The 22,177-nt window shown below is 66.4% G+C and carries 22 protein-coding genes; 10 read left to right on the top strand and 12 right to left on the bottom strand.

The window, feature by feature from the left end; all coding sequences use genetic code 11:
• Positions 1-12 precede the first annotated feature (12 nt).
• Complete coding sequence (yidC, locus tag QZ755_RS00260; RefSeq protein WP_294318241.1) at positions 13-1,710, top strand: membrane protein insertase YidC; 1,698 nt, start codon at positions 13-15, stop codon at positions 1,708-1,710.
• The gene (gene yihA / locus QZ755_RS00255) at positions 1,707-2,375 is read left to right on the top strand and encodes a ribosome biogenesis GTP-binding protein YihA/YsxC (RefSeq protein WP_294318239.1); all 669 of its coding nucleotides are present in this window, start codon (positions 1,707-1,709) and stop codon (positions 2,373-2,375) included. The genes yidC and yihA overlap by 4 nt, the downstream gene beginning before the upstream one ends.
• Positions 2,376-2,476: 101 nt before the next feature.
• On the opposite strand, the gene QZ755_RS00250 is transcribed toward yihA, so the two are convergent.
• Positions 2,477-3,094, bottom strand: coding sequence for an exopolysaccharide biosynthesis protein (locus QZ755_RS00250; protein ID WP_294318237.1), 618 nt, complete (start codon positions 3,092-3,094; stop codon positions 2,477-2,479).
• A gap of 79 nt (positions 3,095-3,173) precedes the next feature.
• Here QZ755_RS00250 and QZ755_RS00245 point away from each other — a divergent pair, with 79 nt between their 5' ends.
• The gene (locus tag QZ755_RS00245; protein ID WP_294318407.1) at positions 3,174-3,839 is read left to right on the top strand and encodes a glutathione S-transferase family protein; all 666 of its coding nucleotides are present in this window, start codon (positions 3,174-3,176) and stop codon (positions 3,837-3,839) included.
• Positions 3,840-3,974: 135 nt separating this feature from the next.
• Here the strand turns inward: QZ755_RS00245 and QZ755_RS00240 are convergent, their stop codons facing one another.
• Positions 3,975-4,664 carry an alpha/beta fold hydrolase gene (locus QZ755_RS00240; RefSeq protein WP_294318403.1) on the bottom strand — a complete coding sequence of 230 codons (690 nt, stop codon included), beginning with the start codon at positions 4,662-4,664 and terminating at the stop codon, positions 3,975-3,977.
• A gap of 254 nt (positions 4,665-4,918) precedes the next feature.
• On the opposite strand from QZ755_RS00240, the gene QZ755_RS00235 reads away from it, so the two are divergent.
• Positions 4,919-5,524, top strand: coding sequence for a YitT family protein (locus QZ755_RS00235; protein WP_294318235.1), 606 nt, complete (start codon positions 4,919-4,921; stop codon positions 5,522-5,524).
• Between the two features lie 4 nt (positions 5,525-5,528).
• On the opposite strand, the gene QZ755_RS00230 is transcribed toward QZ755_RS00235, so the two are convergent.
• The 4 genes from QZ755_RS00230 to QZ755_RS00215 form a co-directional block, all read right to left on the bottom strand.
• Positions 5,529-6,230 (bottom strand): methyl-accepting chemotaxis protein, encoded by a 702-nt coding sequence (locus QZ755_RS00230; RefSeq protein WP_294318230.1) that lies wholly within the window; start codon positions 6,228-6,230, stop codon positions 5,529-5,531.
• 157 nt (positions 6,231-6,387) lie between these two features.
• Entirely contained in the window at positions 6,388-7,413 is a 1,026-nt protein-coding gene (locus tag QZ755_RS00225) for an aspartate-semialdehyde dehydrogenase (RefSeq protein ID WP_294318227.1), read from the bottom strand.
• 101 nt (positions 7,414-7,514) lie between these two features.
• Positions 7,515-9,713: a DPP IV N-terminal domain-containing protein gene (locus QZ755_RS00220; protein WP_294318401.1), complete on the bottom strand. Its 2,199-nt coding sequence runs from the start codon at positions 9,711-9,713 to the stop codon at positions 7,515-7,517.
• A gap of 279 nt (positions 9,714-9,992) precedes the next feature.
• The gene (locus QZ755_RS00215) at positions 9,993-10,487 is read right to left on the bottom strand and encodes an SH3 domain-containing protein (protein WP_294318225.1); all 495 of its coding nucleotides are present in this window, start codon (positions 10,485-10,487) and stop codon (positions 9,993-9,995) included.
• A 98-nt stretch (positions 10,488-10,585) separates the two neighbouring features.
• On the opposite strand from QZ755_RS00215, the gene QZ755_RS00210 reads away from it, so the two are divergent.
• Entirely contained in the window at positions 10,586-11,587 is a 1,002-nt protein-coding gene (locus tag QZ755_RS00210; RefSeq protein WP_294318222.1) for a D-glycerate dehydrogenase, read from the top strand.
• Between the two features lie 24 nt (positions 11,588-11,611).
• Here QZ755_RS00210 and QZ755_RS00205 read toward each other — a convergent pair whose 3' ends face one another.
• The 3 genes from QZ755_RS00205 to QZ755_RS00195 all read right to left on the bottom strand — a co-directional run bounded on the left by QZ755_RS00205 (position 11,612) and on the right by QZ755_RS00195 (position 13,982).
• On the bottom strand, positions 11,612-12,265 hold the full coding sequence (locus QZ755_RS00205) for a hypothetical protein (protein WP_294318219.1): 654 nt from the start codon (positions 12,263-12,265) through the stop codon (positions 11,612-11,614).
• 12 nt (positions 12,266-12,277) lie between these two features.
• Positions 12,278-13,135: a hypothetical protein gene (locus tag QZ755_RS00200; protein WP_294318217.1), complete on the bottom strand. Its 858-nt coding sequence runs from the start codon at positions 13,133-13,135 to the stop codon at positions 12,278-12,280.
• A gap of 166 nt (positions 13,136-13,301) precedes the next feature.
• Positions 13,302-13,982, bottom strand: a complete 681-nt coding sequence (locus QZ755_RS00195; RefSeq protein WP_294318212.1) for a glutamine amidotransferase — start codon at positions 13,980-13,982, stop codon at positions 13,302-13,304.
• A gap of 127 nt (positions 13,983-14,109) precedes the next feature.
• Between QZ755_RS00195 and QZ755_RS00190 the strand changes: the two genes are divergently transcribed.
• Positions 14,110-14,304 carry a hypothetical protein gene (locus QZ755_RS00190; RefSeq protein WP_294318210.1) on the top strand — a complete coding sequence of 65 codons (195 nt, stop codon included), beginning with the start codon at positions 14,110-14,112 and terminating at the stop codon, positions 14,302-14,304.
• 69 nt (positions 14,305-14,373) lie between these two features.
• Here the strand turns inward: QZ755_RS00190 and QZ755_RS00185 are convergent, their stop codons facing one another.
• From QZ755_RS00185 to QZ755_RS00175, 3 genes are all read right to left on the bottom strand, one after another.
• Positions 14,374-15,777 carry a nitronate monooxygenase gene (locus QZ755_RS00185; RefSeq protein WP_294318398.1) on the bottom strand — a complete coding sequence of 468 codons (1,404 nt, stop codon included), beginning with the start codon at positions 15,775-15,777 and terminating at the stop codon, positions 14,374-14,376.
• A gap of 164 nt (positions 15,778-15,941) precedes the next feature.
• Positions 15,942-17,078, bottom strand: a complete 1,137-nt coding sequence (locus QZ755_RS00180) for a glycosyltransferase (protein WP_294318208.1) — start codon at positions 17,076-17,078, stop codon at positions 15,942-15,944.
• Positions 17,075-17,965: an alpha/beta hydrolase gene (locus QZ755_RS00175; RefSeq protein WP_294318205.1), complete on the bottom strand. Its 891-nt coding sequence runs from the start codon at positions 17,963-17,965 to the stop codon at positions 17,075-17,077. The genes QZ755_RS00180 and QZ755_RS00175 overlap by 4 nt, the downstream gene beginning before the upstream one ends.
• A gap of 18 nt (positions 17,966-17,983) precedes the next feature.
• Here QZ755_RS00175 and QZ755_RS00170 point away from each other — a divergent pair, with 18 nt between their 5' ends.
• From QZ755_RS00170 to QZ755_RS00155, 4 genes are all read left to right on the top strand, one after another.
• Positions 17,984-19,507, top strand: coding sequence for a protein adenylyltransferase SelO family protein (locus QZ755_RS00170; RefSeq protein ID WP_294318202.1), 1,524 nt, complete (start codon positions 17,984-17,986; stop codon positions 19,505-19,507).
• Between the two features lie 83 nt (positions 19,508-19,590).
• The gene (gene astD / locus QZ755_RS00165; protein ID WP_294318200.1) at positions 19,591-21,000 is read left to right on the top strand and encodes a succinylglutamate-semialdehyde dehydrogenase; all 1,410 of its coding nucleotides are present in this window, start codon (positions 19,591-19,593) and stop codon (positions 20,998-21,000) included.
• 82 nt (positions 21,001-21,082) lie between these two features.
• Complete coding sequence (gene cobA / locus QZ755_RS00160; protein WP_294318197.1) at positions 21,083-21,871, top strand: uroporphyrinogen-III C-methyltransferase; 789 nt, start codon at positions 21,083-21,085, stop codon at positions 21,869-21,871.
• Positions 21,868-22,164 (top strand): DUF2849 domain-containing protein, encoded by a 297-nt coding sequence (locus QZ755_RS00155; RefSeq protein WP_294318194.1) that lies wholly within the window; start codon positions 21,868-21,870, stop codon positions 22,162-22,164. The genes cobA and QZ755_RS00155 overlap by 4 nt, the downstream gene beginning before the upstream one ends.
• Positions 22,165-22,177 lie beyond the last annotated feature (13 nt).

Below are 22,177 nucleotides of genomic sequence, written 5' to 3'. Positions count from 1 at the left end.
TAAGGATTGTACGTGAAGAACGACCAGAAGAATTTCCTGCTGTTCGCGGTGCTGGCTGCGCTGGTGCTGTTCGGCTGGCCGTATATCGCCAACCATTTCTTCCCGGCCGCGAACCCGCCGGTAACGAAGCTGGAGGACGGCAAGAGCAAGCCCGTCGCCAATCCCGCGACCGATCCCGCCGCCGACACCGCGAACGCGATTCGCGACCGGGCGGTGGTCTTGCGTGACAGCCCCCGCGTGCAGATCGAAACCCCGGCGGTGCGCGGGTCGATCAACCTGCGCGGCGGGCGGATCGATGACCTGGTGCTGCTGCGCCACAAGGAAACCATCGCCAAGGATTCGCCCCCGGTCCGGCTGCTGTCGCCGTCAGGCACGGCCGACGCCTATTTCGCGCAGTTCGGCTGGAGCGGCACCGGCATCACCCCGCCGCCCGCCGATGCGCTGTGGACCGCCAGCGGCACCAAGCTGACGCCGACCACGCCGGTCACGCTCACGACTCAGGCGGGCAGCCAGCGTTATCTGATGCAGATTTCGGTCGACGCCAATTACATGTTCACCGTGCGCCAGAGCATCGTGAACACGGGCACGCAGCCGGTGCAGGTCGCGACCTATGGGCTGCTCAGCCGCCGCGGTTCGCCGGTCGACAAGGACACGATGACCATCCAGGTCGGCCCGATCTACGAAGCGGGCAACGGCGTGAAGTTCGACGTCGACTATAAGGACATTGACGCCACGCCCACGACCTTCAGCGCGAAGGGCGGCTGGCTGGGCTTCACCGACCATTATTGGATGACCGCGCTGATCCCCGATCAGAACGTGCAGCACGGCCTGTCGCTGAAGGGCGGCGACCAGCGGCACCAGGCGGATTACCGCTCGCCCACCCTCGCCACGCTGAACCCCGGCCAGGCGATGACGCAGAGCGCGCGCTTCTTTGCGGGCGCAAAGGAGAACAAGGTCCTGAATGCGTACGAGGAACAGGGCGTGCCCTATTTCTCGCGTTCGATCGACTGGGGCTGGTTCCGTGTCGTCGAGGAACCGATCTTCGTCTATCTCGACTGGCTGTTCCGCATGGTCGGCAATTTCGGCGTGGCGATCATCCTGCTGACGCTGACCATCCGCGGCCTGATGTTCCCGATCGCCCAGCGCCAGTTCGCCTCGATGGCCGCGATGCGCGCGATCCAGCCCAAGCTGAAGGTGCTGCAGGAGCGTTACAAGGACGACAAGCCGCGCCTCCAGCAGGAGATGATGGCGCTCTACAAGACGGAGAAGGTGAACCCCGTCGCCGGCTGCCTGCCGACGCTGATCCAGATTCCGATCTTCTACGCCCTCTACAAGGTGCTGCTGCTGACCATCGAGATGCGACACCAGCCCTTCGTCGGCTGGATCAAGGATCTGTCCGCGCCCGATCCGGCGACGATCCTGAACCTGTTCGGCTATCTCGACTTCACCCCGCCGCATTTCCTGGCGATCGGCATCGTGCCGGTGCTGCTCGGCATCTCGATGTACTTCCAGTTCAAGCTGAACCCGGCGCCGATGGATGACATGCAGAAGCAGGTCTTCGGGCTGATGCCGTGGGTGCTGATGTTCATCATGGCCCCGTTCGCGGTCGGCCTGCAGGTGTACTGGATCACGTCAAACCTGCTGACCATCGCGCAGCAGCAGCTGCTCTATTCGCGGCATCCGGCGCTCAAGCAGGCCCCGGCGAAGTGAACGACCTGCCGCCTCCCCCGCCGGGCGACGACCGCTTCGATCCCGACCAGATCGAAGCGGCGCGCAAGGTTTTCGCGGGACCGATCCAGTTCCTGAAGTCGGCGCCGTCGCTCGATTACCTGCCGGCACCCGACGTACCGGAAATCGCGTTCGCCGGCCGGTCGAACGTCGGCAAGTCGTCGCTGCTGAATGCGCTGACCGGTCGCACCTCGCTCGCCCGTACCTCGGTCACACCGGGGCGGACGCAGGAGCTGAACTTCTTCGACATCGGCACGCCGCTCCGGCTGCGCCTCGTCGACATGCCCGGATACGGCTTCGCCAAGGCGCCCAAGGACATGGTCCGCAAGTGGCGCTATCTGGTGAACGACTATCTGCGCGGGCGGCAGGTGCTGAAGCGCACCCTCGTGCTGATCGATTCGCGCCACGGCATCAAGGATGTCGACCGCGAAGTGTTCGAGATGCTGGACAAGGCCGCGACCAGCTATCGCATCGTCCTGACCAAGACCGACAAGATCAAGGCGACCGAGCTGGAAGACGTGTACGCGGCGGTCGGCGAGGAAGTTCGCAAGCGTCCGGCGGCGCATCCGGACGTCATCTCGACGTCGAGCGAGAAGGGCATGGGCATCGCCGAACTGCGCGCGGCGGTGATCGAATCGATCGGCTGACGACGGCCGGTACGTATCCCCGCGCAGGCGGGGATCCAGGGTAATAGAGCGTGACGTTCGTGGCTCTGGATCCCCGCCTGCGCGGGGATATGTTGGCGTTTCTATCCGTCCCTAGACGCGAACAACCCCGCCCCCAGCGCCACCGCCCCCACCGACAACGCGCACGCCACGATCATCAACACCCCGTCGCGTACCAGCAGCGCGATCCCGAACGCCATGATCGCCGCCATCGGCGCGGTGCTGGCGAAGGGCAGCAGTTCCAGCGGCGGGACCGTCAGGCACAGCAGGATCACCGCGACCCCTGCGACCTTCACCATCGGCCCACTGGTCAGTGCGGGCAGGCGGCCGTGAAACCACCGGTCCATCCGCCGGGCGATCGGCCGCGTCTTGTCGGCAACCCTGACCAGTTTTTCGCCCTTCAGCCCGCGATGGGCAAGGAAGCCCGGCAGCCACAAATGCCGGCGTCCCAGCACCAGTTGCACCGCCAGCAGGATCATCACCACCGCCATCGCGGTCGGCAGGCCGGGAATACCGCCGACCGGGGAGATGTCGATCAGCGGGAAGATGATGAAGAACGGGCCGTACGCCCGCTGGCCCAGCGCCTCCAGCGTGTCGCCCAGCTTCACCTTGTCCTCGCCGGCCTGCTCGCCCAGTTCCTTCAATCGGTCGAGGACTTCCCCCACGCTGTGCGGATCGCCGCTTTTTTCGTTCTCCGCCATGGTCTTGCCAACGGATCGTTCCGGCCCAGGTTCCAATCGCTCGACATGGCCGCCCGCGCATGGCACGACCCGGCCCATGCTGAAGCTCATCATCGGGAATAAGGCCTATTCCTCCTGGTCGCTGCGCGGCTGGCTGGCGGCCAAGCTGTCGGGCCTGCCGTTCGAGGAGGTCGTCGTGCCGCTCTACGATGCCGACTGGGACAAGCGCCGCGAGGGCGACGAATTCGCGCCGTCGTCGGGCAAGGTGCCGATCCTCTGGGATGGCGACGACATCGTCGTATGGGACAGCCTAGCGATCGTCGAATATCTGAACGAGAAATCGGGCGGCGAGAAGTTCTGGCCGGCCGATCCGGCGGCACGCGCGATGGCGCGGTCGATGGCGGCGGAAATGCATTCGGGCTTCGCAGCGCTCCGCCGCAAGCACAGCATGAACGTCCGCCAGGTCTATGATCCGACCCAGCCCGACGCCGACGTCGCCGCCGACCTGTCACGCATTTACGAACTGTGGGCGCAGGCCCGCGCCCGCTTCGGCCAGGGCGGCGACTATCTGTTCGGCGAATTCGGCGCGGCTGACATCATGTTCGCGCCGGTCGCGACGCGCATCGTCACCTATTCGCTCCCGTGCCCGCGGTTCGCGATGGGGTACATCATCACCCTGTTGCAGCACCCGTGGATGCAGGACTGGATCGCCAGCGCGCAGGAAGAGGAATGGGTGCTGGAGCAGTATGAGCAGCCGGTAAAGTAATCCTCCCCGGTACGGGGAGGGGGACCAGCGCAGCTGGTGGAGGGGGGTATCGGCATCCACTCCGGTTGCGTTGCGGGGACAGCCCCCTCCACCACCGCTGCGGGGCAGTCCCCCTCCCCGTTCCGGGGAGGAAATTTACGCCAGAAACGCCGCGATCGCGTCGCCCAGCTCACGCTTCACCACCGCGCTCATATGGTTGCCCGGCGTCTCGACCAGCCGCGCATCGCCCAGCAGTTCGGCCAGCGCGCGGTGGCTGCCATTATCGTCATCCTCCTCGCCCGCCAGCACCAGCACCGGCTGGGCAATGGCGGCCAGCGCCTCCCGCGAGGTATCGACGAACGTGTCGAGGATGCCGAGCAATGCCACCGGGTCACCGCCAGTCGTCTTCAGGAACGCTTCCGCCATCCACTCCGGCGATCCGCGTTCGAAACTGCCGAGGTTGGTCAGGATGCGGCGGAAATGCGCCGCGCGCCGCCCGGTGTCGAGCAACCCTTCCAGCCCCATGCCGCTCAGCACGATCTTCCCCGGCGCCGCGCCCATCGTGACCATCCGCACGACGGTCCGGGCGCCCAGCGAATAGCCGCCCAGATCATAGTCGCTCAGCCCCAGATGGGCGAGCAGCGCCATCCCGTCACGGGCCAGTGCATCGGGCGGATAGGCCGCCGCATCATGCGGCCGCGCGCTGTTTCCGTGCGCGCGCAGGTCGGGCATGATGACCCGTCGGCCCAGTGCCGCAACCTTCGCCGCATGGCCATATTTGATCCAGTTGGTCGCGGCATCGCTGAAATAGCCGTGGATCAGCACGACCGGCCGCCCCTCGCCCATCTCAGCCCAAGCGATCTCGACCCCGTCGAAGCTCGCGAAACGATGGGTAGTGACAGGGGGCTGGCTCACGATCATGCGGTCCTTGGATTGGGGTTGCGGAAAGGGGCTATGCGCGGACCGATCGCACCTGTCGAGCCGCTGCCCCGCCATTTGCCACTTCACCGGCGCACGAAATCAAGTTAGTATCCGAAGCAACAAAAGAACAAGCGGGAGAGGATGTCGGCCAGCCCGGAGACCACGCCATCGCCCCCGCCTTGCCCCACAGCGCCGTGCCGCACAGCCGTTCCGAAGATGTCTATGCGATCATCGTCGGGTGCGTGATGATCGCGCTTGGCCTGGCGATGCTCCACGCGGCCGGGCTGGTGACGGGCGGCATCGCCGGGGTGGCGCTGTTGGTATCCTATCTGGTCCCGTTGCCGACCGGCGTGCTGTTCACGCTGATCAACGTGCCCTTCTTCCTGTTCGCGAAGCGTGCGATGGGATCGCGCTTCATGTGGCGCACCATCGCGGTCAATGCCGGCATCGCCGTGTTCTCGACCATGGCCCGCTATGGCTTTCGCATTGTCGAGGTGCACCCCGCCTTTGCCGCCATCGCCGGCGGCACGGTAATCGGCATGGGCATCCTCGCGCTCGCCCGGCATGACGCCGGCGTCGGCGGCACGGGCGTCGTCACCTTGTGGCTGCAACGGACGCGTGGATGGAATGCCGGGCGGACGCAGATCGCGATCGACCTCGCCATCCTCGCCGCGTCGTTCGCGGTCGTCGCCCCGACCAGGGTCGCGTGGTCGGCACTCAGCGCGGCGGCGATCAGCGGCATCCTGATCGCATGGCATCGGCCGGGGCGCTACACCGGCTATTGATCGGTCAGGCCGCGATCGCGCCGGCCATTTCGTTGTCGCGCAACATCGTCGATGCGCGTTCGGTCGCGCGGCGAATATCCTCGGCCAGCGACTTCACCTCGCGCGCGACGACCGCAAAGCCGGTCCCGGCCTCGCCCGCCCGCGCCGCCTCGATCGCCGCGTTCAGCGCGACGAGGCGGGTCTGCGCGGTGATGTCGCCGATCGACGTCACGATCGCCGCCAGCTGCGTCATCACCGTGCGCAGCGCATCCGCCTGTCCCTCCAGTCGCGTCCGGAACCGCTGCCCCTCGTCGAGGCGCGTCTGCACCTCGCGTTCCAGCAGCACCTGCCGGGTCAGGTCGGTCGCGATCTTGACGATGGACGACGGCTTGCCATCGGGATCGAGGATGGGATTATAGGTCGCCTGCAACCAGATATCATGGCCTTGCCGGTCGACCCGGCGGTACAGCCCGCTGTCGAACGCGCCCTGCCCAAGCTTGCGCCAGAATTGCGCATAGTCCGCGGAATTGCTGTCGATCGGGCGACAGAAGATGCGGTGGTGGTGCCCGCGCACCTGCGCCAGCGCATAGCCCATCGTTTCGAGGAACAGGTCGTTCGCCCACAGCACGGTGCCGTCCAGCGCGAACTCGACCACGGCCTGCGACCGGCAGATCGCTTCCCACGCGCCAAGGTATAGCGCGCCATCCCGGATACTCTGCGTGTCCATGCGCAAACATTACGCGCGCACGGTTAAGACCGTCTTAGGAAACGAGGGTGCCGACCGTCGTTCGGGGTACGCCATCGTACCGATCGACACGGGCCGCGTCGCACCGCTTCCGATGGGTCCCCCGGAACCGGTCCGGGGGACAGCGCATCGACCGGGATCAGTCCTTCTTCAAATGCCGCCGGCCCAGCAGTTCGGCGATCTGCACCGCGTTCAGCGCCGCACCCTTGCGCAGGTTATCCGACACGCACCACAGCGCCAGCCCGTTCTCGACGGTCGAGTCCTCGCGCACGCGGCTGACATAGGTCGCGAAGTCGCCGACGCATTCAATCGGCGTCGCGTATCCGCCGTCCTCGCGCTTGTCGACCAGCATGATGCCGGGGGCTTCACGCAAGATCTTCTGCGCGTCCTCTGCCGACAGTTCGTTTTCCATTTCGATATTGATCGCTTCGGAATGGCCGACGAACACCGGCACGCGGACACAGGTCGCGGTCACCTTGATCTTCGGATCGAGGATCTTCTTGGTCTCGACCACCATCTTCCACTCTTCCTTGGTCGACCCGTCGTCGAGGAAGCTGTCGATGTGCGGGATCACGTTGAACGCGATCTGCTTGGTGAACTTCTTTGGCTCCGCCGAGTCACCGACGAAGATGTTGCGGCTCTGTTCGAACAGCTCGTCCATCCCCGCCTTGCCCGCGCCCGACACCGACTGGTACGTCGCGACGACGACGCGCGTGATCTTCGCGGCATCGTGGATCGGCTTGAGCGCGACGACCATCTGCGCGGTCGAGCAGTTCGGGTTCGCGATGATGTTCTTGGCGCGGTATCCGTCGATCGCCTCCGGGTTCACTTCCGGCACGATCAGCGGCACGTCGGGGTCCATGCGGTACAGCGACGAATTGTCGATCACGGTACAGCCGGCGGCGGCGAACTTCGGGGCATAGACCGCGGTCGCCTCGCTGCCGATCGCGAACAGCGCCATGTCCCAGCCCGCTGGATCGAAATGCTCGATGTTCTGGATTTTGTACTGCTTGCCAGTCTCGCCGAAGTCGGCCATCTCGCCCGCCGAGCGCGACGAGGCCAGCACCGCCAGGTCGTCGATCGGAAACTCGCGCTCCGCCAGGATGTTCAGCATTTCGCGCCCGACATTGCCGGTGGCGCCCGCGACGACTACCCGATAACCCACTTGCTTACTCCGCGATCAAATCTTGCGCGCGGAATAGCCCTTTCGCAGCTTTTGTAAAGTCGCGGCCGCCGCCCGACCGGATCGGCCGGGCGGCGGACAGGTCACTTTCCGTCCTTCACCTGCCGGTCGAGGAAGTTCAGGATCGTCTTCCACAGATGCTCGCTGACGCCCGGTCCGCCGACGCGGTGGGTCTGCCCCGGATAGAGCATCAGTTCGAACGGCGTCGCCGATTTCTGCATCGCCGCCATCATCGCGGTCGAATGCTCCAGCACGACGTTATCGTCGGCCATGCCGTGGATCAGCAGCAACGGATCGGTGATCTTCGCCGCGTCCGCCACCGCCGCCGACGTGGCATAGGCTTCGGGCACGGTGCGCGGATCGCCCATGTACCGCTCGGTATAATGGGTGTCGTACAGTTCCCAGCGCGACACCGGCGCGCCCGCCACGCCCGCCGCGAACACGCCCGGCGCCTTTTCGAGCATCTTCAGCGTCATATAGCCGCCATAGGACCAGCCATAGGTCGCGATCTTGTCCGACGCGACGAAGGGCAGCGTCTTCAGGTAATTGGCGCCGGCGATCTGGTCCTCGACCTCGACCGACCCCATCGCGTGCCAGATCTGGTTCTCGAACGCCTTGCCGCGTTCGGGCGACCCGCGATTGTCGATCTCGAACCAAATCCAGCCCTGATCGACCAGATACTGCCGGAGCGCCCCGCCCCATGCCCGGCGCACGACCTGGCTGCCCGGCCCGCCATAGTGCGAGAAGAACACCGGATAGCGCTTCCCCGGCTCCAGCTTCGGCGTAATCATGTTCCAGTGCAGCACCGATCCGTCGGCGGCCTTGATCTCGCCGAACTGGGTCGGGCGATGGCTGGCGACATAGGGCGCATAGGGGTGATCGCCGGTCAGCGCATTCTCGTTGATCCACGCGATCCGCCTGGCGCTGGTATCGGCCAGATAGGTCTGCGCCGGCTGGTCGGGATTGGAGCGGGTGACGATCAGCCGCGACGCCTTGCCGTCCATCGACGCGCCATAGGTCCAGCCCGCCTCGGTCATCCGCGTGACATTACCCGGCTTGGACAGGTCGACCCGGTACAGCTGCCGCTCCAGCGCATCGTCCTTGTTCGCCAGAAAATAGACGCGCCCCTTCGCCTCGTCGACCCCCGCCAGGTCGGCGACCATCCACGGTCCCTTGGTCAGCTGCGTCCACTTGCCCGCCTGCCAGCGGTACAGATGGCCATATCCGTCACGCTCCGACCACCAGATCAGGCTGCCGTCCTTCATCAGGTGATAGGCGTCGGACAGGTTGACCCAGCTCTTCGGACCCGATTCCTCGGTGAACAGCACGCTCGCCTTGCCGGTCGCCGGATCGACCGTCAGCATGTCGAGCTTCGTCTGCGCCCGGTCCTGTCGCTGGACCAGCAGCGCCTTGCCATCGGAGGTCCAGTCGACCCGCGCCAGATAGATGTCGGGATCGGGGCCGAGATCGACCTTCACCTTGCCCGACCCGTCCGGCTTCATCACATACAGCTCGACCAGCACGTTGGGCGTGCCCGCCTTCGGATAGCGCTGCTGGTAGATGCTCGTCCCTTCGGCGCCGATCGCCGACCGGGTGACGATGCCGACCGGCGCTTCGTCGAACCGCTCGACCGCGACCAGCTTGTCGTTCGGCGACCACCAATAGCCGGTGCGACGGCTCATCTCTTCCTGCGCAACGAACTCCGCCTCGCCGAAATGGACCGTGTCCTTGCCCTCGGTGGTGAGCGCGATTTCCTTGCCGCTCTTCAGGTTCAGCGCGACGAGGTTCTGGTCGCGGACGAAGCTGACATAATTGCCGTCCGGACTGACCACCGGGTTCAGCTCGCCGCTGTCGCTGTTGGTCAGGCGACGCACCTCGCCTTCGATCGATGCGAGATACAGGTCGCCATCGAGCGGCACGAGGATCGATTTCCCGTCGGGCGCCCAGTCATAGGCGAGGATGCCGCGCTTGCCGGTCAGCGACCGGTCTCGCTCGCGCTGCATCTTTTCCGCTTCGGACAATGCGGCGCCGGTGCCGACCTTCTTCGAATCCACCAGCATCCGCCATTCGCGGCTGGTCGTGTCCATCGCCCACAGGTCGAACCGCTCCCGCTCGTCCGCACGGTTGCGCAGCAGGGTCACATGTTTGCCATCGGGCGACAGCTTCAGGCTCTGCGGCTGGCTGCCGTTCAGGTCGGGGCTGGCGAACACCCGCTCCAGCGTCAGCTCGCCCGACTGTGCCGGATTGCCGGCGCCTGCCGGCTGGACCGCTTCACTCGCCATCCCGGCCGTTCCCATCGCCAGCAATGCTGCGCCCATCAACCATTTTACCATAGTGCCCCGTATCCTCGTCCGGCCACGTCGCGCCGGTAGTAACCGTTGTTATCGCTTGGGGGACGGCGGAGGACAATGGTTGAGTTGGAGGTTGCCGACCCTTCAAACAAGCAGCGCGCCGTACCCCCGCGGAGGCGGGGGGCCAGGGTCAAACCCGCTACCGCTGGTTGGCTTGGCTCTGGATCCCCGCCTGCGCGGGGATACGCGGTTCGATAGGAAGCGCAGAACCTACATCGTCTCGCCCGGATCGACGCCCCACAGCCGCGCCTGCTCGACATAGCCGCCACGCCCCTTCACATCGAAGAAGCACCACGCGCCGTTGCACCGCGACAGCCGCCCGACCACGCCCGGCGCGGCGCGCCACACCACCGCCGCGCCCGATTGCGGCGATGCGCGCAGTTCGACCACTTCCCGCCCGACAAAGGCGGTGCGCCGGTCGCTGAGCAGCCCGACCTGCAACCATCCTCGCGTGCCGTCGGGGTCCTCCACCCGGCGCCAGTCCTGATAGATGTCCACCACCTTGATCGGCATGTCGGCGCGGCGATAGACCCATTGCGTCGGGTAATTCTTGCCCGGCCCGCTGCGCATCCGCGCCTCTCCGGCGGCGATCGACGCATAATAGGGCGTCTTGCGGCGCTGCGCCTCGGCCGGTCCGCCCGCAACCCCCACCGCAACCGTCGTCAGCACCATCGCCGCCGCGATCGATCGTCCGCCCAAGCGCATGATATTGTCCCCATAAGTCTGCCCCTTGCCTGTATCGGCAAGCACCACCCCGCCGCAAGCCGTTGACGCCGCGCGCACCCTTCGCCAATCCGTATGACATGGCAGCCCGCACTCCCCCGCCCCGCACCCCCCGCGTTCAGGTGACCCGGCGGCTGCCGGCGGCGACCGAGGGACGAATGGCGACGCTGTTCGACACGGTGTTCAGCGCGGACGACCATGCCTGCACCCGCGACGAACTGGCCGCCGCGATGGCGGATTGCGACGTGCTGGTTCCCGCCGTCACCGACGTCATCGACGCCGACCTGATCGCCGCCGCGCCCGACCGCCTGCGCCTGATCGCCAATTACGGCGCCGGCGTGAACCATATCGACCTGAAGGCCGCGCACGCCCGCCGTATCCTGGTCACCAACACCCCCGGCGTCCTGACCGAGGACACCGCCGACATGGTGATGGCGCTGATCCTGGCGGTTCCCCGCCGGCTGGCCGAGGGCGAAAAGCTGGTCCGTTCGGGCGAGTGGAAGGGGTGGAGCCCCAGCGGGATGCTCGGCCACCGCATCGGCGGCAAGGCGCTGGGGATCATCGGCATGGGCCGCATCGGACAGGCCGTCGCCCGCCGCGCCAGCGCGTTCGGCCTGTCGATCCACTATCACAACCGCCACCGCCTGCCCGACACCATCGAGGCGGAACTCGGCGCGACATGGCACGACGATCTGGACGCGATGCTGGGCGTCATCGACCTGCTGACGATCCACACCCCGCGTAACGCCGACAGCGAAAACCTGCTCGACGCGAACCGCCTCGCCCGGTTGCGCCGTCACGTCTATCTCATCAACGCCTCGCGCGGTGGCATCGTCGACGAAGAGGCGCTGGTCGACGCTTTGGAACGCGGGCGGCTGGCCGGCGCCGGGCTCGACGTCTGGGCGCACGAACCGGCGATCGACCCTCGCCTGCTCGCACTGCCGAACGTCGTGATGACGCCGCATATGGGATCGGCGACCTTGGAGGGCCGCGTGGCGATGGGGGAGAAGGTCATCACCAACATCCGGGTATGGTCGGACGGCCACCGCCCGCCGGACCAGGTGCTGGACGGGTTGCGCTGATACGCACCCCGCCCGGCAATCCCGCTATTTCATTACCTGCCAACCATCGCTCATCTTGACCAGCGTGACCTTCGCTTCACGCGGCTTCGATGCCTGCTCGATCATCTCCTTCGGAAGGTCGTCGGCAAGGTTGGTGGCGCTGTAGGTATAGGTCACCTGCGTCATCGTCTGTCCAAAGGCGTCGCCCGGCTCGGTCCAGCGGACGATCTGATCGACCTTGCCGTCGCCGAGACAGACGTTCGGCTGTTCCGCACCGCCCCGCTTGCCGCCAACGCCCCGAAAGACGTTCTTCCCCTTGCTGGTCGGTTCGAAGACGAGCACCGGCGTCGGCTTCAACGGATCCGACGAAAATTCGGTCGCAGCCGGCTCCGTCTTCGCGGTGCGGGTCAGCAGGCCTTCCTTGGCGGCGGCATCCAGCATGGTCCGCATCGCCGTTTCGGACGACCCCGACCATTGCGAAGGCGTAGCCGCGATGACGAGCGGGAACGCCGGTGCATCGGTAACCGCTTTCTCCGTCAGTCGATAGCGCGGCAGACCGACCTGCCGGCAGAACGCGTCCTTCACGGTCGGCTCGATCGCGGCACGGAAATTGTCTTCGCTGACGGCCTTCGGATCGGAACACGCACCCAGCAAGGCACAGGCAAGCACGACCGATGGCAGCACATGATATTTCAGCATGGGAGGTTCCTTTTAGAACGTGGCCTTGGCGCGCTTGGGTGCCCCGGCCTCGATCGCCGATGCCATTTCCGCCCGATAATCATCCGAGAATTTCGTGCCGTTCCGCAGAAAGACTTCGTAGTTCGAATATCCGACGCTCGCCATCAAATGCGGAAGCTGCTTGTTCTGATAGGTGACGCAGCTTTGCTCCCCGGCCGAGCAATACAGGCTGTTCACCCGGTCTTCGGTGGTCGGCTGGCCATATTTGTTCTTCACGCCGGTCAGAAAGGCGGCGCGCTCCATCCGGTTCGTCGGTAACAGATATTTGACGCTGCTAACCTGCGCACCCTGCCTGGTGGCGGCGTACCAGACCTCGACATGCTCGCCCTGCGGACCGCTTGCCATCGTGAACATCGGAACCTTCGTCCGATCGGTCACCGCTACGCCACGTTCCGCCAGCTTGTCCGCCACCATGGCCGACCAGGAACTCTGATCGGGATCGGTGGCGCGCGGGGTAAAGCCGCCCGCCTTCAGCGCGGCACGTACCTGTTCGGGCGACATGCCCAGCTTGACGCCAGCGACATCGACGGTCGAAACCGGCGACCATGTTGGCTTCTTTTCCGGCCAGAACAGCTTGTTCAATAGCCGCGGGAGCGGCGCATTCGGGCTGGCCTGGGCCTGCGCGCCTCCGGCAACGGTGACTGACAGGCAGGTTGCAGCGATCTTTGCTGCCAACCGTATGGTTTGAAATGACAAAAGAACCTCCAGCCCAACATGTGACCGGTGGTTGGTACCGTGATGCGAGCTAACAAAAACATGTCGTTCGAAGTTAATGTGCGGCGTTAAGGTGCCGTAAGTCATCCGCCGCCGCAGCCGATCGACGATGGGCATCGAACCTGCTTGCCGAAATAGCGATCGAGAGGCGGCACTTTCCTACCGTGCCATGCCCTGCCAATCTCCGCGCCGACCCGCCAGGTCCCCGCTCTTTGACATCGCCGCTCCAAACGCCACGCAAAACGCGCACGAGTGTGAACTTAGTGAACTTTGGCCGAAAACCTCAATTTTCCAAACCACTTAGCCATTCGCCGATCATCGCCTGTCCCGCGCGCACCGCCGCCGGGCCCAGCGTGCGATATTCCTCGGTCAGCGTGTCCCGATGCTTCGGGCAATCGAGGTAATCGAGCCACGCCTCGAACCGCGCATCCTCCCCCATTTCGGCGTGGAATTGCAGCGCCAGCAGATTGCTGCCCCGCCGGAACCCCTGCCGATAGCGCGTCGTCGTCGCCAGCAGCTCGGTCCCTGCGGGCAGGTCGAACGTGTCGCCATGCCAGTGCAGCACCGGCACCCCGGCAACATGGTCGAGCGGCGACCGAACGCCCGGCGTCAGGTCGATCGCGCCGAATCCGATCTCGCACCCGGTCCCCTTATAGACCGACGATCCTAGCGCCGCCGCCATCATCTGCGCGCCCAGACAGATGCCCAGCGTCGGCAGGTCCGCGGCCAGCCGCCGCGACAGCGCCGCGATCTCACCCGGTATCCACGGATGGTCGGCCACGTCATAGACGCCCATCGGCCCGCCCATCACGATCAGCAGGTCAGGTTCCGTCAGGTCGGCGGTGGCGAAGGCCGGGTCGGTCACGTCGATCCGGTCGATGGCATAGCCCGCCGCCTCCACCGGCGCACGGTATCCGGCGCAGCCTTCATAGGGGACGTGGCGGACGATCAGCGCGGACTTCATCGGCACAGTCTATCGCGCGCAAGCTGAATGGCACCTGCAATGTTTCTTTGTGTTGCAGTGGCGACACTTTGGAACCCTGTCCGCCCGAAAATCATTGGCCCGCCGTAGCGTAAACAGGAGTAACCCCATGAAGAAGCTCGCAACCATCGTCCTCGCCCTCGCCGCCGGCAGCTCGCTGGCCGCCTGTTCGACGCTCCGCGGCGGCGCGATTGGCGCAGCGGGCGGTGCCGGCATCGCGGCGGCCACCGGCGGCAGTGTCGAAAAGGGCGCGGCGGTCGGCGGCGTCGGCGGCGCAGTGGTCGGCACCGTCGCCGGCGACTGATACGGAAAGGCCGGGGCGGCGCGTTCGCCACCCCGGCCTGTTACCCTCGCGTCATACCGGCAACGACGATCAGTCGCCGGTCAGGATGCGATCGACCAGCTGCTTCACATTCGGCACGAAGCCGTTGGAATAGAACGGATCACGCTTGAAGTTATACGCGGCATGGCCCGCAAACATCAGGTTCTGGTCGGTCGGACCGCCATGGGCAATATCCTGCAACGTCTTCTGGATGCAGAAGCTGCGCGGATCGGCCAGCCGCCCGGTGGAGTTGGTCTCGCTATCGGCCCAGCTCGAAAAGCTGCACTGCGACAGGCAGCCCATGCAGTCCGCCTGATCCTTGCGGATGATGCCCTTTTCCTCGGGCGTCACGAACACCAGCGTGTTGTCCGGGGTCTTCAGCGCATCGGTGAAGCCCGCGCCGAACCATTCGCGCGCGCGCAACAAATCGCCCTGTGTCACCCAGAAATTCTTGCCCTTCACGCCGACATCCAGCTGGAATACGTGGTCGCCCGCTTCCTGCGTCGAAAAGGCGATCTGCCGTTCCGACCGCGCTTCCAGGCTGCGCAGGAACGGATTGCGGACGGCCGACGAATAGAAACCGGTCGGGCTGAACCGGTGCAGCAGCACCTCGCCCTCCTCGATCTCCATCAACTTCGCCTTCCACTCCTCAGGGATCGGGCTTTCCTGCGTCAGCAGCGGACGGGTGCCGAACTGGAATGCGATCTTGCCCAGCTCCGGATTGTCGATCCAGTCGTTCCAGTCGCGCAGATACCATACGCCGCCGGCCATCACGATCGGCACGTCGTCCGAAATGCCGCCCTCGCGCATCGTCGCGCGCAGGTCGCGGACGCGGGGATAGGGGTCCTGCGGCTCCAGCGGGTTCTCGGCATTGGACAGGCCGTTATGCCCGCCGGCCAGCCACGGGTCCTCATACACGACGGCCGCCAGCCATTCCGCCGCCTTCGAATAGGCCCGCTTCCACAGTGCCCGGAACGCGCGGCCCGACGACACGATCGGCAGATAGCTGACGCCGTAGGACGCGGTGATTTCCGACAGCTTGTACGGCATCCCCGCGCCGCACGTCACGCCGGAGACGAGGCCGCGCGTCCGCTCCAGCACGCCGTGCAGGATGCGCTGGGCGCCGCCCATTTCCCACAGGACGTTGATGTTGATCGCACCCTTGCCGCCCGCAATCTCCCATGCGCGCCGTACCTGCTGCACCGCGCCCTCGATCGCATAGTCGATCAGCTCTTCATGACGTTCGCGGCGGGTCAGCGCCTTGTACACCTGCGGAATGATCTTGCCGTCGGCATCATAGCTGTCGGCATTGACCGCCGACACGGTGCCGATGCCACCCGCCGCGGCCCAGGCCCCGGCCGAGGCGTGGTTGGTAGCGGCAACGCCCTTGCCCCCTTCGATCAGCGGCCAGACTTCGCGGCCGTTATAGACGATGGGCGACAGACCTTTGAACAACATGACCTCCAACGGGAACTTCGCAGCGGGACAGGCGTAGCGTGCCACCGCATCAGGCCGTCATTAATCCCACCTGCGCCCGAACGCGAGCAAATTGCGTGGGGCGCGTCGGCGTGCCCGGTTTCGGGCAGCGCGACCAACGGCGACGAGGGCCTTATGACCCGCTATCCCAACGCTCCGGGTCGGCCCAGCGCGCGCTCGTACAGCGCCTTGTACGCCGCGATCATCCTCGCCTCATCGAACTCGGCGCGCGCCTTGGCAAGGTTCGCCTCGCCGACCCGCCGCCGGGCGTCCGCGTCGACCGCCAGCATCTGGAGGCGGTCGCGCAAGTGTACCTCGTGCCGGTCGATACCCATATAGGGGCGGTTCTCTTCGGCCACCATCGCCATGACGTCGCCGACCGGGGGCGCCACCACCGGCAGGCCGGTCGCCATCGCTTCCATCACCGAAATCGGCTGCTGTTCGCTGCGCGATGACAGCGCGAAGATGTCGAACAGCCCCATATAGCGGTACGGTTCGGGCAGGAAGCCGGGCAGCACGACCCGGTCGTCGATGCCCATTGCCTCCGCCGCGTCGAGAATCGCCTGCCGCTCCGGTCCTTCGCCGACGATGACCAAACGGACCTTCACCGCGATCCCGCCAACGGCGCGCACCAGCAGCGGCAGGTCCTTCACCTCGCGCAGGCCCGCGACGGTGCCGATCACCACCTCGCCCGGCTTGCACTTCAAACCCGGTATCGCATCCGCCGCGACCGGTTCGGCATAGCGTTCGACCGGAATGCCGTTGCCGATCAGGTGCAGGCGGTGTTCGGGCTGCTTCCACGGCCCGCGCGCGACCTGCATCAGCCGCTGCGACGGCACCACCAGCGCCTCCGCCGCGCCCAATGCGAAGCGGCGGTAGATATTGCGCATCGGGTTCAGCCGGGTCGCCTCGTCCTCGTTGAAGCCGTCTTCGTGATGGACGACCGGCGGCGTGGCCTTGGCGAAGACGCGCTTCGCCATCACCCCGTCGATCGCGCCCCAGTTATAGGTCAGCACCAGGTCGAAGCGGCGCATGAACTTCGCGATCGCCTCGTACCGCGCGACCGACGGCTTGCCGGTCAGCGGCGGCGGGTTCTGCGCGATCTCATACCGGATGTGGCCCCCGATCGCGGCGCGCGCCTCGGTCCGCTCCGGCACGCCCGACACGATGGTATGGACCGCGCGGTCGCCCCAGGCGTGCATCAGCCGGATCGCGCGCGCCTCCTTGCCGCCATAGGCGAAGGAGGAATGGAGGTGGAGGATGCGGACCGGCGCGCTCACGCAGCTGCCACCCGCGCCAGCAGCCGGTCGATCGCCGCGACGGACGCCGGTTCGGTCAGGATCGGGGCATGGCCGACATCGTCGACCGTCGTCAGTTCCGCCCCCGCGACCCGCTCGACCATCGCTTCGGCCACGCGGGCGGGCAGGATGTCGGACAGGTCGCCACGCAGGATCGCGACCGGCTTGCCGGCCAATGCCTCATACGCGCGCCACATGTCCGGCCCGGCTTCGTTGCCCGGCACGCGGAACGGTTCGGCGATCTTCATGTCGTAATCGAGGATGATCCGCCCGGCGGAATTCAGCCGGTGCAGCCGCTTGGCCATGTGCAGCCAGTCCTGCACGGCATAGGTTGGATAGGCATCGCCATTCCCCTCGGCCAGCGCGCGGGCGGCGTGCATCCAGGTCGGGTGGCTGACCTGCTTGCCGACATAACCCCGAATCCGCCCCAGCCCCGCCGGGTCCAGTTCCGGTCCGACATCGTTGAGCAGCGCCGCCGCGATCCGGTCGCGATCGGTCGCCGCGAGCAACATGGTCAGGATACCGCCCAGCGACGTGCCGAACGCGACGACGCGCGGCAGCTCCAGCTGGTTCAGCAGCGCCTCGACATCCTGCAGATAGACCAGGGGCACATAGGTCATCGGATCGCGGGCATAGCCGCTTTCGCCCCGCCCGCGCATTTCCGGCACGATCAGCCGCCACTGCCCCGCCAGCCGGTCGGCGACATCCTCCCAGTCGCGGGCGTTCCGCGTCAGCCCATGCAGGCACAGGATCGCGGGACGATCCGCCGGGCCGCCCCCCTGCCCGCCATAGTCGCGATAATGCAGTCGGAGGCCGTCGTTCGACCACCAATAGCCATCGGTGAAGCGTTGCTTGTCCAAAAGCGCCATCGCACCCCATATCGCCGCATGGCCGAAAACCCGCAACCCGCTCGCTACCGTCCCCGTACCGATATTCTCGAATTGGGAGACGCCTTCTACGACGCCGTTCCGGCGGCGACGTTTCCGCAGCATCTCCTGCGGTTTCGGAACGACCGCGCGGCGGGCGAGATCGGGATCGTGCCGGCTGACTCCGCACGCGATCCCCAATCGTCACCCCAGCGCAGGCTGCGGTCTCCCGATGGCGAGCGCGACGTTTCCCAACCGGGAGACCCCAGCCTGCGCTGGGGTGACGTGCGCGGCGATCAGGACGCTGATGGCGGTCCTTTCCCGCTCTCCGACGCCGCCTGGATCGACTATTTCGGTCGCTTCGCCCCCCTTCCCGGCAGCCTGCCCAAGCCACTGGCGCTGCGCTATCACGGCCATCAGTTCCAATCCTATAACCCGGACATCGGCGACGGGCGCGGGTTCCTCTACGCGCAGGCGACCGACCACCGCGACCGGCTGCTGGACCTCGGTACCAAGGGGTCGGGCCAGACCCCGTACAGCCGCTTCGGCGACGGGCGCCTGACGCTGAAGGGCGGCGTACGCGAGGTGCTGGCGACCGAGATGCTGGAGGCGCTGAACGTCCCGACCTCGCGCAGCTTCTCGCTGATCGAAACGGGCGAGGCATTGACGCGCGGCGACGAGCCTTCGCCCACGCGCTCGGCGGTGCTGGTCCGGCTGAACCATAGCCATGTCCGTATCGGCACCTTCCAGCGGCTGGCCTATGAACGCGACGCGGAGGCGATGCGCCGGCTGGTCGATTACGTCCTGACCCGCCTCTACCACCGCATCCCCGGCAGCGATCCGGCGGTTGAACTGTTCGACGAAGCGGTCGGGCGCATCGCCACGCTCGCCGCGCGGTTCATGGCGGCGGGGTTCGTCCACGGCGTCCTCAACACCGACAACATCAACCTGACGGGTGAGAGCTTCGACTATGGCCCCTGGCGGTTCGCGCCGACGTGGGATGCCGGGTTCACCGCCGCCTATTTCGACCATCACGGCCTGTACGCCTATGGCCGGCAGCCCGATGCGATGCATTGGAACGCGATGCAGCTGGCCGTCGCGCTGCGCACGGTCGTCGATGCCCCGCCGCTGATCGCCGTCCTCGAAACCTTTCCCGATCGCTATGCCAGGGCAGCGGCGGATGCGGTGCTGTGGCGCCTGGGCGTCAAACCCCACGCCGATGCCGAAGACCGCGCTCTGGCCGATGCGGTCACCACTGCGCTCGCGACGTCGGGAATGTCGATCGACGCCTTCTACTACCACGCCTTTGGCGGCTGGCTGCCCGAGGGAGTGGAATGGGCCGCGTTCGAAGAGGTCCGCGCCCGCCTGTCCGACTATCGCCCGCGCGCTGACCGCGGCCACCCCTATTGGTCCGACGCCCGCCCCTGTTCGATGCTGATCGATGAAGTGGAGGCGATCTGGGCGGGGATCGCCGAGCAGGACGACTGGTCGCTGTTCGATGCGAAGGTCGCGGCGATCCGCCGCATGGGTGCGGCGCTTACCTGATCTCAACCCCTGCCGCCGCAAACTGGCATCGTGCCGCATTCTGGTTCAAGGAGGCGGCCAAGCTGGAACCGGACGACTGACCTATGCCCGAACTCGTTTCGACCGAACCCGCCACCGGCGCGACGCTGTGGCGCGGCCCGGTCGGCAATGTCGACACCGAAATCGCCGCCGCCCGTGCCGGATGGGCCGGATGGGCGTCGCGCCCGCTCGCTTACCGCGTCGAAGCGATGCGCCGCTTCGCCAATGTCGTACGCAGCCGGTCGGAACCCTTTGCCGACATCATCGCCCGCGAAACCGGGAAGCCATTGTGGGAAGCGCGGACCGAAGTCGAAACCGTCGTCAGCAAGGTCGACATCTCGATCAGCGCCTATGCCGAACGCACCAGCCAGCGTCGGCTGGAATCGCCGATGAACGCGCGCACCGCGCTGCGCCACAAACCGCATGGCGTGCTGGCGGTGCTGGGGCCATATAATTTCCCGGCCCACCTGCCCAACGGCCATATCGTACCCGCACTGATCGCCGGCAACGCGGTGGTATTCAAGCCGTCCGAGAAGACGCCGGCCAGCGGCGCGTTCCTGGTCGACTGCTACCAGGCAAGCGGCGTGCCGGAGGATTGCGTTCGCCTGTTGATCGGCGGTGCGGAGGAGGGGCGGGCGCTCGCCGCGCATCCCGATATCGATGGCCTGTTGTTCACCGGATCGTCGCGCACCGGCATCGCGCTCAACCGGCAGTTCGCCGAGACGCCGGACAAGATCCTCGCGCTCGAGATGGGCGGCAACAATCCGATCATCGTATGGAACACGCCCGACCTGTACGCCGCCGCCGTGCTGGTGGTGCAGTCGGCCTTCACCTCCGCCGGACAGCGTTGCACCGCCGCCCGGCGGCTGATCGTCGAGCGGCGGCTGGCGGAGCCGCTGCTAACCGAAATCAACCGGCTGTGCGAACGGCTGATCATCGGCGAGCCCCATGCCGACCCCGCCCCGTTCATGGGCCCCGTGATCGACAACGAGGCCGCCGACCAGCTGACCGAAAGTTTCCTGTCGTTGTCGGCGCGCGGCGGCCGTCCGCTGCGCTTCATGCAGCGGCTGGTCGAGGGGCGGCCGTTCCTGACGCCCGGCATCATCGACATGTCGGATACCAGCGAACGCGCCGATATCGAACTGTTCGGACCGCTGCTGCAGATATTCCGCGTCGACAGTTTCGACGATGCCATCGCGGAGGCGAACAACACCCGCTACGGCCTGTCCGCCTCGCTCGTGTCGCACGACCCGCAACTCTACGACCGGTTCTGGGCCAATATCCGCGCCGGCATCGTCAACTGGAACCGCCCGACCAACGGCGCCTCTTCGGGTGCGCCGTTCGGTGGTATCGGCCTGTCGGGCAACCACCGCCCCTCGGCCTATTACGCCGCCGATTACTGCGCCTATCCGGTGGTGTCGGCCGAAGCCGAACAGGCGCGCGCGTCGATCGGCATCGGGCTGCGCAACGAATAGCGTCCCGTCCTAAACAATCCCTTCCCGTCCCCCAAGCAAGCGTCGGTTGCCTGAACGGGGTAGCGGTCGCATCTACGCCTGCATGGCTACGTTACTCGATCCGACCGCGCGCGGGCGCGTCATCCTCGTCGGCGCAGGTCCGGGCGATCCGGGACTGCTGACCGTGCGCGCCGTGGAAGCGCTGAAGACCGCCGATGTCGTCGTCCATGACGGACTGATCGACCCGCGCGTCCTCGACATCGCCCCTGCCGCGGCCCAGCGTATCTCGGTCGCGAAGCAGCGCGCGCGCCACACCCTGCCGCAGGAATCGATCAACGCGCTGATCGTCGCGCATGTGAAGACCGGCGCGATCGTCGTCCGGCTGAAGGGCGGTGACCCATTCATCTTCGGCCGTGGCGGAGAGGAAGTGGAGGCGGTGCGCGCCGCCGGCCTGACCGTAGAGGTCATTCCCGGTGTCTCGGCCGCGCTCGGCTGTGCGGCGGGCGCCATGCTGCCGCTGACCCACCGCGACTGGTCGTCGGCGGTCAGCTTCGTTGCCGGGCAGTGCAAGGGCTTGAGCGAACAGGACTGGTCGGGCCTTGCCGGACAGGGGCGGACGCTGGTGATCTACATGGGCGTCGCGACCGCGGAAGCGATTGCCGACAAGCTGATGGCCGATGGCGTCGCCCCGGACATGCCGGTCGCGGTGCTGGAGCGCGGCACCTATGCCGATGCCCGTGCGCTGCGCACCCTGCTCGCCGATCTCGGGCCGATGGTCGCGCGCGAGGATGTCAAAAGCCCGGCGGTGATCGTCGTGGGCGAAGTGGTGCAACTGGCCGATGCCCAGGACAAGCTCGGTCAATGGGCCAAGGCGGCGGAGGTACTGGCATGAAGCTGCTGACCGGAAACGACCTTGCCAGCGGCGACGTGACGTGGTGGACCGGCAGCGACTGGTCGCGCCATGTCGAGGACGCGGCGGACGTCGGCGCGGACGGCGAACGCATCGCGCTGGTCGAGGAAGCCGCCCGCCGGGTCAACGTGCCCTATGTGATCGACGCGGTAGCGACCCCTGAAGGCCCGCGCCCGGCACACATCAAGGACCGCATCCGGGCGCTTGGCCCGACGGTGCGAACCGACCTGACGCTAAAGCCCGCCGACCCCGATGCCGGGGCGTGGGTGATCTGATCAAGCTCCTCCC

This window comes from uncultured Sphingomonas sp. (assembly GCF_913776855.1).
GTDB lineage: Bacteria > Pseudomonadota > Alphaproteobacteria > Sphingomonadales > Sphingomonadaceae > Sphingomonas.
This window is presented reverse-complemented; position numbering and strand designations above follow the sequence as displayed.

Coding starts and splice junctions, on each gene's coding strand:
- astD (WP_294318200.1), top strand. CDS start 19,591: ATGCCCGAACTCGTTTCGACCGAACCCGCCACCGGCGCGACGCTGTGG.
- QZ755_RS00195 (WP_294318212.1), bottom strand. CDS start 13,982: ATGAAGTCCGCGCTGATCGTCCGCCACGTCCCCTATGAAGGCTGCGCC.
- QZ755_RS00200 (WP_294318217.1), bottom strand. CDS start 13,135: ATGCCCATCGTCGATCGGCTGCGGCGGCGGATGACTTACGGCACCTTA.
- QZ755_RS00240 (WP_294318403.1), bottom strand. CDS start 4,664: ATGGGCGAGGGGCGGCCGGTCGTGCTGATCCACGGCTATTTCAGCGAT.
- QZ755_RS00190 (WP_294318210.1), top strand. CDS start 14,110: ATGAAGAAGCTCGCAACCATCGTCCTCGCCCTCGCCGCCGGCAGCTCG.
- QZ755_RS00210 (WP_294318222.1), top strand. CDS start 10,586: ATGGCAGCCCGCACTCCCCCGCCCCGCACCCCCCGCGTTCAGGTGACC.
- cobA (WP_294318197.1), top strand. CDS start 21,083: ATGGCTACGTTACTCGATCCGACCGCGCGCGGGCGCGTCATCCTCGTC.
- QZ755_RS00220 (WP_294318401.1), bottom strand. CDS start 9,713: ATGGCGAGTGAAGCGGTCCAGCCGGCAGGCGCCGGCAATCCGGCACAG.
- QZ755_RS00170 (WP_294318202.1), top strand. CDS start 17,984: ATGGCCGAAAACCCGCAACCCGCTCGCTACCGTCCCCGTACCGATATT.
- QZ755_RS00205 (WP_294318219.1), bottom strand. CDS start 12,265: ATGCTGAAATATCATGTGCTGCCATCGGTCGTGCTTGCCTGTGCCTTG.
- QZ755_RS00155 (WP_294318194.1), top strand. CDS start 21,868: ATGAAGCTGCTGACCGGAAACGACCTTGCCAGCGGCGACGTGACGTGG.
- QZ755_RS00175 (WP_294318205.1), bottom strand. CDS start 17,965: ATGGCGCTTTTGGACAAGCAACGCTTCACCGATGGCTATTGGTGGTCG.
- QZ755_RS00215 (WP_294318225.1), bottom strand. CDS start 10,487: ATGCGCTTGGGCGGACGATCGATCGCGGCGGCGATGGTGCTGACGACG.
- QZ755_RS00250 (WP_294318237.1), bottom strand. CDS start 3,094: ATGGCGGAGAACGAAAAAAGCGGCGATCCGCACAGCGTGGGGGAAGTC.
- QZ755_RS00230 (WP_294318230.1), bottom strand. CDS start 6,230: ATGGACACGCAGAGTATCCGGGATGGCGCGCTATACCTTGGCGCGTGG.